We start from the raw sequence: 13,577 nt of genomic DNA on the forward strand, positions 1-13,577 counted from the left end.
GGGCTCGCAGCATGTTCAATCAATTTCATATTTTTCGCCAAAAACATGAATTTAACTAAAGATAGAAATTAAGAATGATTGAGCTGAGGCATTTGCGCGCCCTGACGGTACTGCGGGACACCGGCAGCATGGTGCGTGCATCCGAGCGCCTGCACCTGACCCAGTCCGCCCTCTCCCACCTGTTCCGCGAGATGGAAGATCGCCACGCGCAGGCGCTGTTTGTGCGCAAGTCGCGCCCCCTGCGCTTTACCAGCGCCGGGCTGCGGTTGTTGCAACTGGCGGACGATGTGTTGCCGCGGGTGGCGGTGGCACAACGAGACTTGGCGCGGCTGGCATCGGGACAGGCGGGGCGGCTGAATATCGCGATCGAGTGCCACAGCTGTTACCAATGGCTGATGCCCACCCTCGATGCCTACCGGGATGACTGGCCGGAAGTCGAACTGGACCTATCCAGCGGATTCCACTTCGCCCCGCTACCGGCACTGGTGCGCGGCGACCTGGACCTGGTAGTTACCAGCAACCCGGATACCTCGCTCAAAGGCATCCACTACGAGCCACTGTTCAGTTTTGAGATGTGCCTGGCGGTGAGCCGCAAACACGCGCTGGCGAAGAAGAAGTCAGTAACGGCACACGAGCTGGCAGAGGAAGTGCAAATCACCTACCCGGTAGAGCGGGAACGACTGGATATTTTCCAGAAGTTTCTCGAACCCGCCGGCATCGAACCCGCCGCGGTACGCACCGCCGAACTCACTGTGATGATGGTGCAGCTGGTGGTCAGTGGCCGCGGTGTTTGCGCGCTGCCCAACTGGGCGCTTTACGAATATTTACAAAAGGGGTTGGTAAGCCAATTGAGACTAGGAAAATCCGGGGTGTGGAGTACACTCTACGCTGCGGTGCGCGAGGAGATGCTGGAACAGGCTTTTTTAACGGACTTCTTTACCACAGCACGGGATACCTGCTTCGCCAATCTGAATGGCGTACTTGCCGCGACCGATAACATTAACAACGAATAAAACACACAAGGGGATATGTATGGCCTCCACACCCAATAGTTGGAGCAAAACTCTCAAAACACTGCACTGGATGATTGCATTTTTTATCCTGTTCGCCTGGGCTTCTGTCGAGCTTCATGAGCAGTATGAAAAAGGCTCTTATATGCGCGGCTGGTGGATGGTGCTCCACTTCTCCCTGGGTTTCACGGTGCTGTTCCTGGGCCTGTTCCGTCTGTACTACCGCGCGACCCACGGCCGCCCCAACCTGTATGGGGGCCGCTTCCAAAAGCCGGTTTCCCTGCTCACCCAGAGCCTGATGTATGTGCTGATTATCGGTATGCCGGTCACCGGCCTGATGATGCGCCAGTTCGCTGGCCGCGAAACCAAGCTATTCTGGCTGTTCGACCTGCCGGCCTTCTTTGAGAAAAATATCGATGTGGCCAAGCAGTTCGCCTTCCTGCACAAGGAACTGCTGTGGAATGCCCTGCTGGTACTGCTGGTACTACACATTGGCGGCGCTCTGTGGCATCACCTGTACAACAAAGACAACACCCTGCGTCAGATGCTGCCGTTCGGCAAAGTGAAATAACAGACATATTGCAGGCAAAGAAAAAGGGCACCAGATGGTGCCCTTTTTTATTCGCTGTGAAAGCCAGAATCAGTCGCGGTCGCGATGCGGCTTTGGCTTGCCAGGCTTGCGGTGTGGCTTATCACCGTGCTTGCCACCATGTTTGCCTTCCGGCTTACCTTCAAACTTGCGTTTCTTGAAGGAACCGCTTTTCTTGAACGGCTTGCCACTGTCCGCCGCATTCGGGTCGTACTTGGCAATGTTCATCGGGCGGCCGTTTACCCGCACCTTTTTCAGGTGTTGGAAGATCTCTTTCGGCATACCTTCCGGCAGGTCGACGGTGGTGTATTCCGGGTAGATTTCGATGCGGCCAATGTAGGAACTGTCCAGCTCTACTTCGTTGGCAATGGCACCCACCACGCTACCCGGACGCACGCCGTGCTCGCGACCCACATCAATGCGGAAACGCTCTTTGCCTTCATCCGGCGGCGGCATACGCTTGTCTTTTTCGAAGCTGCCTTTGCGCTCGCGCTTGCGGTCGCCATCACGGTCGCGGCGACGGTCGTCGCGGTCACCTCGATCATTAAAGTCGCGCTGCTTCGGCTCGCGCTCGTCCAGCAACAGTGGCTGATCGCCCTGCGCCATGGCCGCCAGGGCCGCAGCCACATCCAGCGGATCCACTTCGTTGTCGGCCAGGTACTGGTCCACCAGGTCGCGGAAGGGAGCCATGTCGCTGTCGCCAGCAAGGGTATCGCTAATACGCTGACGGAATTTTTCCATGCGCGATGCGTTTACCGCTTTCGCCGTCGGCAGCTCCAGACGCTCGATGGACTTCTTGGTCGCGCGCTCGATAACACGCAGCATGCGACGCTCACGTGGCGCCACAAACAGAATCGCATCACCTTCACGGCCCGCACGGCCGGTACGGCCAATACGGTGGATATAAGCTTCGGTGTCGTAAGGAATGTCGTAGTTGATCACGTGGCTGATGCGCTTCACATCGAGGCCACGCGCGGCCACGTCGGTGGCCACAACGATATCCAGCTTGCCCGCCTTCAGCTTGTCGATCACCTGCTCACGCAGGTTCTGCGCCATATCGCCGTTCAGGGCGGCGGAGGCAAAACCGCGTGCGGCCAATTTGTCGGCCAGCTCCACAGTGGTGTTCTTGGTGCGCACGAAGATGATGGTGGCATCCACCGGCTCGGCTTCCAGGATTCGGGTCAGTGCGTCCAGCTTGTGCAGGCCGCCCACCGGCCAGTAGCGCTGGCGGATGGTTTCGGCGGTTTCGGTCTTGACCTTGATCTTCACGTCCACCGGGTTATCAAGGTGGTCGCGGGCAATCTTGGCGATCTCACGCGGCATGGTGGCGGAGAACAGCGCGATCTGGCGCTCTTCCGGAATCTGTTCCAGTACCCACTCCACGTCGTCGATAAAGCCCATGCGCAGCATTTCGTCGGCTTCGTCGAGGACCAGGGTCTTCAGGTTGGACAGGTCCAGGGTGCCCTTGCGCATATGGTCCATCACACGGCCCGGGGTGCCCACTACCAGCTGCACACCGCGCTTCAATTGTTGGATCTGGCCGCGGTAATCGGCGCCACCATAAATAGGCGCAACGTGGAAACCTTTGAGGTTAGCCGCGTAGGACTGGCAGGCTTCGGCCACCTGAATGGCCAGTTCTCGGGTCGGGGCCAGCACCAGTGCCTGAGGGCGTTTGCTCTTCAGGTCCAGGCTCGCCAGCAGAGGGAGCGCGAATGCCGCTGTTTTGCCCGTTCCTGTCTGTGCCTGGCCCAGTACATCGCGCCCTTCCAGCAGAGACGGGATCGTCTGCGCCTGAATCGGGGATGGGGTTTCGTAGCCAAGTTTGGTGACAGCGTCGAGGATTTCAGCGGGCAGGCCTAACTGGTCAAAACCAGTGGCCGTGGGGGTATCGGTCATATTTGGGAATCACTTGCGGCGTCTAACGCCGGTACTTGAGGGGCCGGATTGGCCTTTAAAAGGCTGCGCAGTCTAACAGTTTAGCCCGAGAAGGCCAGTTTATTTTTTAACCGGTAGCTTTTGCTCGAGCCCGTAGAACCTGAACATGTCGGTCACATGCTTGCGAACCCGATGGTCGGCGAGACCGCGCGCCACATGGCGGTCGAAGCGCTCGCGCTGTGCTCCGCTAAGCCCGCTCCAATGGGGCAACCCAGCCTGAATCACCGCCAGATGTACCGCCGGTGTGTAGGGCCCGAGCTGGTCGGCACGGGTGAGGATTTGCTCCAACTCTGCATCAAATTCGTTCAGGCGCACCTTGGCTTGCGCCATCTCCGCCCAGGTATCCGGCCACAGTGGGCGCAGTTCGGCGGCCTGCTTGTGCAGCGCCAGTGCCGTTCGGTAGTCGGCTTCGACTACCTGGCCACCATTGGCCACAGGGGAGTAAGCACGCCATTCGAGCACATTGGCCTGCAGGGTAAGTTGATAGGGGTTACTTGCGTGTAAACGGTTGGCGCGCGCGATTGCCACCAGCGCGGCTTCAACAGAAGCGGGCGACGCCACCCTGCCAAGCTTCTGCCAGTAGCGCAGCTGGTTTTCCACCCGCAGCACATCGAGGTGGGCCAGACCTAGGCGGCCGCCCTGAATACTCATCACAAATAAAAGAAGCACTGCCAGCCAGATGCCCAGCTTTGCGGGCACACTGCGCTCGGCCGGCCAAACCACCGCCGCAACCTTGTCGAATAAAGAAGTGCGTTTGCGCGAGCGGCGCCGGCGGCGGGCGCCAGATGCAGGCTTGGCAGAGGCCGACTGTGGGTAAGAAGCTTGGCTCATTGCAGTAGACGCCCCGGTGTCAGGCGTTATTCAGGGCGAAGTGCATCGCCGCAATCTTGCCGGGATTATCGCGCACCAGCTGCCAGGCTTTCTCTTCGCCAACAATCTCGGCGGCAGCCACGCGGCCGGCTTGCAGAATGGGTGGGCGGCGCACCTCGTGGTGGGCGTCGGTGGCAAGGATGGTCACCAGATCCTGCTCGAGCATTTCGATGGCACGCTGCTGCGCCGGCTCACCGAAGTGGCCACACACCGCGCCAGACGTTACCTGAAACAGGCAGCCTTCACGCACCAGTGGCAGCACCTTATTGAAGTCGCGAATCACGTCCTTGTTGCGCTCCGGATGGGCAATCATCGGGCGGATCTTCTGCTTGCGCAGCCAGCGAATCAGTTGCTCGGTACCTGGAGGGATATGGCTGTGCGGCAGCTCCAGCAGCAATACCTTTTCATCGCCCCACTCCCCCAAAAACGGCACCTGCTTCAGCATCACCATATTCAGGATTTCTTCCGACAGGCGAATCTCCGCCGCCATGCCCACATGCAGCGGGATCTCGGCAGTATCCAGCGCCGCCACAAGCTGGCGGTGCGCTTTGGAAATAGTCGCAAGCGTATTGGGGAAACGGCCCGAATGAATATGTGGGGTGGCCACGATGTGGGTAATGCCATCGGCAACCGCGGCGCGGGCGAGTACCAGCGCCTGGTCGAGATCCCGGGCACCGTCATCGATACCCGGGAGCAAATGGCAATGCAGATCGATCATGCGATTTCTAAGCGGTCTTCTTTCGCGCGCTCTTTGCTGTTGGCTTTTGCTGGCGCTGAGTCGGCAGGCATTTCGCTTTCATAAGCGTAGCGACCGCCGTAATAGCCGTAGTACTCACCGTAACCGCTGGACTTGGAAGAGGTATCCACCTGGTTCAGTACTACGCCGTCCAACTTGGCGCCCACTTGCAACAGGCGGCCGAGGCCATCGGTAATCACCTTCTGGCGGGTGCTGTCGGACTTCACCACGTACAGCATGGAATCCGCCACGCGGGAAACCACCAGCGCATCACTGACCACCTGTGATGGCGCCGTATCCAGAATAATGCGGTCGTAGGTTTCGCCCAGCTCCTGCAACAGGGTAGCAAAACGCGGCGACGCCAGCAGTTCCTGTGGGTTCGGTGGTACCGCACCGGCGGGAATCACATCCAGCCCACTCTGCTCATCGTGGTACACACATTCCGGCAAAGTGGCGCTGCCAGCAATCAGGTTGGACAGGCCCGGTTGGTACACCGGCAGGCCAAAATCCTTGCCGACGGACGGACGGCGCATGTCGGCATCGATTAGCAGTACCTTTTCCATCTGCACCAGGGAGAACGCCAGGTTTTCCGACACGGTGGTCTTGCCCTCACCGGGTACGGAAGAGGTCACGGAAATAATCTTGGCCGGTTTTTCCAGGTGGGAAAGTACCAGGCTCGTGCGCAACGTACGCACCGCTTCAGAAAACTGATGCTGGCCGGACTCGAAGAAGGTACGCAGCCCAAGGCGCGCATCTTTATCGTGCTCTACCCACGGCAGCAGGCCGATCATGCGCTGGGACAATTTGTTTTCCACATCGTCCGGGTTGCGCACACCGTCATTCAGGGCTTCAAACAGGAATGCCAGCATCACACCCAACATGGCACTGACCACCATGGCCAGGGCAACGATCAACGACTTCTTCGGCTTGGCCGGCTTGCGTGGGGCAATGGCCGGGTCGGTCAGGCGGGCGTTGGCCGCTTCAAAGTCAGAAGTCTCACTGGTTTCACGGAAACGGGTCAGGAAGGCGTTATACAGCTGGCGGTTTACATCCACATCGCGCTTCAGTTCCTGATAGCGCGTTTCCTTGCGGGAAATAACCTGATACTCGCCCTTGGCAGAATTCAGCTCGTCGCGCAGGGCGCGCTCGTTGGTGAGCGCCGCCTGATATTCACTTTCAATACCGGCTACGAGCTGGCGCACTTCGCTGCGCAGCTTGGATTCCACCGAGGCCAACTGATCGTTAGCAGCAATCATTTTCGGGTGCTTGGGGCCGTAGCGGCGAGCAAGCTCCGACACCTTACGGGAAGCTTCCACTTCTGCGCGCTTCACGTCCTGAATCACGCTGTGGTTCAGCACTTCCGGCAGGCTGGCCAGTGCATTGATGTCGGAACCGCGCACAGTCACCAGCTCGCGAATACTCGCGGCCTGTTTCAGCTCCTTACGCGCAGCCAGTAGCTGCTCCGTAATTTCGTTCAGTTCCTGGCTGGCAAGGCCGCGCACACCTTCCACATCCACCAGGCCTTCGGCTTCCTGAAAGGCCTGCAGGTTGGTTTCCGATTGCTCCAGCTTTACGCGCAAATCTGCCAGGCGGCTGTTCAGCCAGCTGGTGGCCTGCTGGGTCATTTCCAGTTTGGCTTCCAGGTGGCTATTGATGTAAACCTCGGCCACCTTGTTAGCAACATTGGCAGCCAGCTTGGGCGACTCCGATTCAAAGGTAATTTTAACCAGCTGAGTATTGCGTACCGGGGAAATGCTCAGGCGCTCGATAAATGCCTCGGTCACCTGTTGCAGCTTGAGCTGGCGGGCTTCTTCTTCGGTGAGGATCTCTTCATTGCTGGACAGGAACGGCAGCATCGCGCGCAGGCTAAACCCTTTGCTCTGCTGTTCCGGGTCAAACTCCGGGTGGGTGGTGAGGGCCATCTGCTCCACCACGCGCTCGGCAATGCGCTTGGACTTTAAGATTTCAAACTGGGTAAGGAAGTATTCCTTGCGGCTTGAATCCAGCCCGTAGACTTCTTCAATCGACAGCGCCTTAGCCTGTTCTGCCTCAATCATCAGCGTGGCGGTGGCCTGGTAGCGCGGAGTCATGGAGAAGACCACCATGGCGGTGAGCATAGTTACCGCAATAGACAGCGCAGCAATACGCCACTTAAAACGGTCCACAATGCGCCAGTACTGTCGTAGATCGATCACTTCTTCCTGAAGCATTCGCTCCTGATTGTTCAGGTTACCCATGTTGGATGGTGCGTTCATGCTTGCTACTACCTCAGAAGAAACTCTGCTCAACGGTGACAATATCCCCCGGACGCAGCAGGGTGTTCAGCTCTGCCTTTTCTTTCGTCTGGGTGGCGTCGTCGCCGCGGATGATGAAAATCTTGTTATAGGAAGCGCGCTCGGTAAAACCCTGGGCCAGCGCCCCAGCTTTACTGATGGTCAAGCCCGGCTGGAATGGATAACCACCGGGCTTTTCCACTTCGCCATTAATAAAGAAGGGTCGGTATTCCAAAATGGACACATGCACGTTCGGGTTGATCAGGTAATCCGGCTTTAGTCCTTTAACGATCAAGCCTTCCAGGCCAGATACCGTCAGGCCCACCACTTCCAGCTCACCCAGGAACGGGTAATTGATTACACCGCTGTCGCTCAGGGTAGTTTCCAGGGTCAGGTCCTCTTCCCCGTAGACGCTGATCTGGATCTTGTCCCCAGAGCCCAGCTGGTAGTCCCCCGCTCCAGCCGCACTGGCTGCCGCCACGGTGGCTGCAGAGAATATGCAGGTTGCAAACACAAAGGCAGCGCGTAAAACGCGCTGCGGGAAAGAGGTAAAAATACCCATAAAATTACCGATCAAATAAACTTTTTTTCTAAATCAGTGGCGATTACAGGGACGCCTGCAGACCGAAGAACAGCAGATTCTTGCCGTATTCGAATGCGTCAATGGTGGCTTCCTTGTCCGTGCGGGTGAAACCGGCATTGAAGGCCAGCCAACGCTGCATCTGATAGTTGAAGCGCAGGGTGCCCATATTTACATCTTCTACACGGTCTACGTTCTGGCCCTGGTAGTCGTTGATGGAGTGATCAAAGGTTACCTGGCTGGTAAGACGCTCCATCCACACGTGGTGCCAGCTTACCGCATAGTTTTCCACATCAATGAAGTTACCCACACCGCTGGTTTCATCACTGCGACGGGCAGAGGTGAAATCAAACGCGCTGTACTCTTTCGGGGTCCAACGGATACCAGCTTCCCAGCTTGGGCCGGTGTAGTCTTTACGCTCACCGCTATCAAAATTCTTGGTGCGCAGACCGACCTTTACGGTACCGGTGGTTTTCGCGGTACCTTCCCAGGTCACACCCACCTGATAACGCATCTCGGTGCTGTCGAGGGTTTCGGCATTTTCCGCCGTGTACTCATAGCCAAGCTCGCGACGACTCACTTCCGCCAGCAGTTTGGTCTTGCCACCGGCGTTGTAATTAAATGCAAAAGAACCGTAATCGGTGCCACGGTCGCGACTAGCGGTGCGCAGGCCACCTTCGTAATCCAGGTCAGCAGTACCAAGTTGCATGGTCAGCTGGCCCTTGGCAGAAGCCGCACCAAACACGTAAGTCGCGTTGGCATCGGTGCTCTGGAAGCGATCCGGCTCAGGCTGTAGGTTGCCCGCCCCCTGAGAAAAACCGGTACCGCGGCCTTCGTGGCCATCGGTAAAGCTGGCAGACAGCTCGAGACGGTTACGTACGTCCAGCTCCCAACCTGCTTCGCCGGTCAGGTAGTGGTCGGTGTAGTTGTCGTCATCACTACTAAAATACTCACCACGCACCAGTGCGTAGTTCGCCATATAAGAGGAAACACCGTCGTCTGCGGATAGCATGAAATTCGGGTTAATGACTGCGACCATACTCTCGATCGGCGCCTCATTAGCCAGAGTAACGTTATCATCGTGCTGCATGTCGATGTTCAGGGTAGGTGTGAAGTACACGCCGTTACCCATATTCACCGCTGCCGCTTCCGACTGAGCCAATGCAGTGCCCGCCCCCAGGCTGGTGATCATCATTACCGCCGCAGACAAATTAAGCTTGGTCATTTTTCCTTTCCAATGGTCTTAAAATTATTTCCCGAGGAGCCCCGGCCAATAGGCCGACAGCCTCACATCCCCAAACGGCCGATACCCCATGCCGCTTCCCAAAAGCTGCGGAAACCCCGCAAAAATGTGACAGTTCTCACATAAAGCGCCGAACATTAGCACAATCGGATGGCTACCACTACGGGCTTCGCGTAACGATTATGCTCACCCGAAAAAACTTAGTAGGCGTTAGTGCCCACAAACCCGCGAAACAGCGTCATCCAAACAATTCTGATATCCAACCACAAAGACCAGTGGCGGATATATTGCAGGTCGTGCTCCACACGCTTGCTCATTTTTTCAACGGTATCCGTTTCGCCGCGCCAGCCATTTACTTGTGCCCAACCGGTAATACCGGGCTTTACTTTGTGGCGCAGCATGTAGCCCTTAACAATGGCCCGATATTCCTCGTTGTGCGCCACCGCGTGCGGGCGCGGGCCAACAATACTCATACGGCCCTGTAGTACATTAATAAACTGCGGTAACTCATCCAGGGAAGTACGGCGCAGGAAAGCGCCCACCGGTGTAATGCGGGTATCATTCTTCTTGGCTTGCACCACTTCACCGCCATTATCCTGCGTGGTCATGGAACGGAACTTCCATACCTTAATGGGGCGGCCATCCAGCCCGTAGCGGTGCTGCTTGAAGATCACCGGGCCTTTGGAGGTAAGCTTTACCGCTGCGGCAATTACCAGCATCAGCGGAGAAACCAGCAGCAGAATCAGGGAAGAGAGCACCAGGTCTTCCATGCGCTTCAGCCAGCTGTTGATACCCTCAATGGGTGTGTCATGCACACTCAGCAGGCTGGTACTGCCCACCTGGTAAAAACGGGCGTGCAACAGGTTATTCACAAACAGATCTGTAGCGACATGTACCGTGGCGGTGGTATCCGCGAATGCCTGCAGGATTTCTGCAATGCGCAACTCTTCGCGCATTGGCAACGCGATATATACCAAGTCCAACTCACCGGCCTTGGCCGCCGCTACCGCCTGCGCCACATCACCTTCAACAGGCACATTGCCGGTCTGCCCCAGCTGCGGTCCAACTACCTGGCCACAGGCATCAGACTCTGGTACCCGATAAAAGCCTTTTACACGAATACCCAGCTGGGGCTCGCGGGCAATATCCCGGGCAAGGCGCAGCCCGGAATCGGTTACGCCGATCACTACCGCAGAACGGGTATTGTGATCGTGTGAGCGCAGGTAAAACAGAAACTGACGGAAGACAAAACGCCAGACGCTGAGCAGCGCCAGTGTCGAAGCAAACCAGCTGCCCACCACCAAACGGGAAAAAGTATGACCGGTTTTGGTGAAATAGGAGACCAGTAACAGCAGCACACACACCGCCAACCAAGAGATCGCGGTAATGCCAAACATATGCAGGTAACTGTCTGCCCGCCAGGAACGGTAAAGATTAAGAGACTCCGCCATAAAGGCAAAGCTCACCGCGGCCACCAGACCGGCAATTACCCAGTCCTTACTGACCGCAACCCCAAAAAACTGACAACAGGCGAACAGCGTACCGAGAATAAGCATTGCGTCCAGCAACCGGTACAGCGCAGCCAAACCGGATTGGTGGCTACGAATCCATCCCTGTTTTACTACCCCTTCCCCCATAACGACTCCCCAAGAGCGCGACAGTACGGCGCGCACTCCAAAATCAGTTCACCGCGGTAATTTTTGAAAACCGCGCTAGCCGATTTCTTCCTTTTCACTTCCCTGCAACCGCGCCTGCAATACGCGGAAGCCCCTAAGCGGGCCCAAGTCCGGGCCTCTATATTTGGAGCAAGATCATGCCACATTTGTGACACACGTCAAACATTAGGCGTAACTATGTCCCAAAAACACCGAGTGCCGATCAAATAAAAAACAACACGCATAAATTAAGTGCATTAACGGTGAGGCAAGAAACGAGCCAAGATCACCGCAAAGGAGCCACCCAATATCACTCCTGCGCCATTAGCCGCCATATCCACCTGTGAAGCTGTACGTGCGGGCATCATCCACCCCTGCCAAAGCTCCAGGCCAGCGCCAAACACCAGCAAACCAAACAGCCCCCACAGCCACTTTGTTGCCGATACGGAAAATACCCAAAGCACTGCCAGTACGGCAAACACACCGCAGTGCAATATAAGATCAAAATGAGGCACAACCTGAGGTACGGGTTTGGACTTTATACCCGCGAATAGTGCGGCGAGAAAAACCAACACGAACAACAGCCGGGCGGCAATATAGATGCGGCTTAGTTTTATCATAGGTGCTCAACGCGCCCTATAGCACTTTAGAGCCTAAATCGGTCACCATGCGACTTAACTAGGCCCAAAAAATAAGCCAAAAAAATAACCCCAGTGTGTTACACCGGGGTTATTCGGGGCTAGAAAAGACTTAATCAGGTACGCGCGTAGCGGTCTTCCAGACGAACGATATCGTCTTCACCCAAGTAAGAACCGGACTGCACCTCGATCAGTTCCAGCGGGATAGTGCCGGGGTTGTCCAAGCGGTGTACTTCACCCAGCGGGATATACGTACTCTGGTTTTCCGTTACCAGGAATTCCTTCTCGCCGCAGGTAACGTTGGCGGTACCAGACACCACAATCCAGTGCTCCGCACGGTGGTGGTGCATTTGTAGGCTGAGCTGCGCACCAGGGTTGACCACAATACGCTTCACCTGGAAACGCTCGCCGTAATCTACGGAGTCGTAGTAGCCCCAGGGGCGGTAGACCTTGCGGTGGAGTTGCGCTTCCGAGCGGTTCTCCGCCTTCAGCTTTTCCACCACTTTCTTGATGTCCTGCACGCGGTCTTTCGCCGCGACGAGGATGGCATCGTCACTTTCCACGACCACGACATTGTCGAGCCCCACGGTAGCAATCAGCTTGCTGTCGCTCTGTACGAAGCAGTTGCGGCTGTCTTGCAGAATGACATCGCCTTTTGCCGTATTGCCATTCTCATCTTTATCGGACACTTCCCACAGCGCAGACCAGGAACCCACATCGTTCCAACCGCAATCCATCGGTACTACGACCGCATCGCGGGTGTGCTCCATTACCGCATAGTCGATGGATTCATCGGCACAAGCCAGGAAGGCATCGCTGGCGGGGCGCACAAAGTCCACATCGAAGGTAGCGCCCTGCATAGCCTTTTCACAGGCCTCCAGAATATCTGGGCGGAACTTCGCAAGCTCTTCGATATAACGGCTGGCGCGGAACATGAACAGGCCACTATTCCAACAAAACTCGCCGGAGCTCAGATATTGCTCGGCGGTAGCCAGATCTGGCTTTTCCACAAACTGTTCTACTGCAAAAGCCGTTGCCGCCTCGTCCACAGCCGCCGCCTTGCGGATATAGCCATAGCCGGTTTCCGGTGCGGTTGGCACAATACCAAAGGTCACCAGCTTGCCTGCCTCGGCCCGTGGGATCGCCTGGTTAACTGCGGCCTGGAAGGCGGCAACATCCTTAATGGCGTGGTCTGCAGCCAATACCAGTAACAGCGGGTCTTCCTTGCCTCCCGCTACCGCGCGCAGCGCCGCCAAAGCAACGGCCGGTGCAGTATTGCGACCTGCAGGCTCCAACAAGATGCCACTGTGCGCCTCACCCACCTCGCGCAGCTGCTCAGCGACAATAAAGCGATGATCATCACCACAAATCAGCATCGGCGGTTGTGCATCCAGGCCGACCAAGCGCGTGCAGGTATTCTGTAGCATGCTCGCGTCATCGGTGAGCGGCAGAAACTGCTTGGGAAACAATTTACGCGAAAGCGGCCACAAGCGTGTACCGGATCCACCGGCCATAATTACGGGTAAAATCATCTTGCTCTTCAATTCTTAAAATTCGTATTCGTTTTGTTACTCGGCACTTGCGTCCAAGTACCACTTTGAATGCTTGTGCACAGCAGGGTCAGACAGCAGCTGCTCTTCACCCCACCAGCGGTAGCGGCCGTGTTGCTGGTCTGGCAGTTCGGAGATTTCTAGGTCGAGCGTTAGCGCGTAACCCAGCACCACATAATGGGTGGATACCGCTGTTTCAGGCTCGGCACCAAAAAAGCTATCGCGATAAAAGTGCTCGAACGGCCCCAGGAATTCTGCCTGTGCAAGAGGTACGGAGATTCCCAGTTCCTCTTTCGTCAAACGCGCAAAGGCCTGCGCCATCGATTCATCTTTCACGATCCGGCCACCGGGCACAAACCAATAGCCTTGTGCCGGGCGGTTCAGGCGCTCACCCAGCAGCACTTCGCCGCGCGCATTGCGCACCAGCAAGTCAATAGAAACCAGTGGTGTCGAAGACACCACGGTTTCAAAGGTATCGAGGGGCAGCTTGTTAGACAT

The 13,577-nt window shown here is 56.8% G+C and carries 12 protein-coding genes; 2 read left to right on the forward strand and 10 right to left on the reverse strand.

Translation table 11 applies throughout. From position 1 onward, the window contains the following. Window positions 1-74 precede the first annotated feature (74 nt). Both AS89_RS0115260 and AS89_RS0115265 read left to right on the forward strand, forming a co-directional pair. The gene (locus AS89_RS0115260) at window positions 75-1,013 is read left to right on the forward strand and encodes a LysR family transcriptional regulator (RefSeq protein ID WP_010133589.1); all 939 of its coding nucleotides are present in this window, start codon (window positions 75-77) and stop codon (window positions 1,011-1,013) included. 19 nt (window positions 1,014-1,032) lie between these two features. Then, a complete protein-coding gene (locus AS89_RS0115265; RefSeq protein ID WP_010133590.1) occupies window positions 1,033-1,581 on the forward strand; it encodes a cytochrome b in 549 nt (182 codons plus the stop codon). Between the two features lie 69 nt (window positions 1,582-1,650). Here AS89_RS0115265 and AS89_RS0115270 read toward each other — a convergent pair whose 3' ends face one another. From AS89_RS0115270 to AS89_RS0115315, 10 genes are all read right to left on the reverse strand, one after another. After that, window positions 1,651-3,495: a DEAD/DEAH box helicase gene (locus AS89_RS0115270; RefSeq protein WP_010133591.1), complete on the reverse strand. Its 1,845-nt coding sequence runs from the start codon at window positions 3,493-3,495 to the stop codon at window positions 1,651-1,653. Window positions 3,496-3,594: 99 nt separating this feature from the next. Further along, on the reverse strand, window positions 3,595-4,365 hold the full coding sequence (locus AS89_RS18315) for a VpsP family polysaccharide biosynthesis protein (protein WP_010133592.1): 771 nt from the start codon (window positions 4,363-4,365) through the stop codon (window positions 3,595-3,597). A 19-nt stretch (window positions 4,366-4,384) separates the two neighbouring features. Next, a complete protein-coding gene (locus AS89_RS0115280; RefSeq protein WP_010133593.1) occupies window positions 4,385-5,122 on the reverse strand; it encodes a tyrosine-protein phosphatase in 738 nt (245 codons plus the stop codon). After that, window positions 5,119-7,395, reverse strand: a complete 2,277-nt coding sequence (locus AS89_RS0115285; RefSeq protein ID WP_010133594.1) for a GumC family protein — start codon at window positions 7,393-7,395, stop codon at window positions 5,119-5,121. The genes AS89_RS0115280 and AS89_RS0115285 overlap by 4 nt, the downstream gene beginning before the upstream one ends. Before the next feature lie 13 nt (window positions 7,396-7,408). Further along, window positions 7,409-7,975, reverse strand: coding sequence for a polysaccharide biosynthesis/export family protein (locus AS89_RS0115290; protein ID WP_100169413.1), 567 nt, complete (start codon window positions 7,973-7,975; stop codon window positions 7,409-7,411). A gap of 43 nt (window positions 7,976-8,018) precedes the next feature. Continuing rightward, window positions 8,019-9,218 (reverse strand): outer membrane beta-barrel protein, encoded by a 1,200-nt coding sequence (locus AS89_RS0115295; protein WP_010133596.1) that lies wholly within the window; start codon window positions 9,216-9,218, stop codon window positions 8,019-8,021. 218 nt (window positions 9,219-9,436) lie between these two features. Beyond that, window positions 9,437-10,873, reverse strand: a complete 1,437-nt coding sequence (locus AS89_RS0115300; RefSeq protein WP_010133597.1) for an undecaprenyl-phosphate glucose phosphotransferase — start codon at window positions 10,871-10,873, stop codon at window positions 9,437-9,439. 275 nt (window positions 10,874-11,148) lie between these two features. Beyond that, on the reverse strand, window positions 11,149-11,511 hold the full coding sequence (locus AS89_RS0115305; RefSeq protein WP_010133598.1) for a hypothetical protein: 363 nt from the start codon (window positions 11,509-11,511) through the stop codon (window positions 11,149-11,151). A gap of 134 nt (window positions 11,512-11,645) precedes the next feature. Then, complete coding sequence (locus tag AS89_RS0115310; RefSeq protein ID WP_010133599.1) at window positions 11,646-13,061, reverse strand: mannose-1-phosphate guanylyltransferase/mannose-6-phosphate isomerase; 1,416 nt, start codon at window positions 13,059-13,061, stop codon at window positions 11,646-11,648. Between the two features lie 36 nt (window positions 13,062-13,097). Further along, window positions 13,098-13,577, reverse strand: coding sequence for a GDP-mannose mannosyl hydrolase (locus AS89_RS0115315; protein ID WP_010133600.1), 480 nt, complete (start codon window positions 13,575-13,577; stop codon window positions 13,098-13,100).

The sequence above is a fragment of the Microbulbifer agarilyticus S89 genome, assembly GCF_000220505.1.
In the GTDB taxonomy this organism is placed as follows: domain Bacteria; phylum Pseudomonadota; class Gammaproteobacteria; order Pseudomonadales; family Cellvibrionaceae; genus Microbulbifer; species Microbulbifer agarilyticus_B.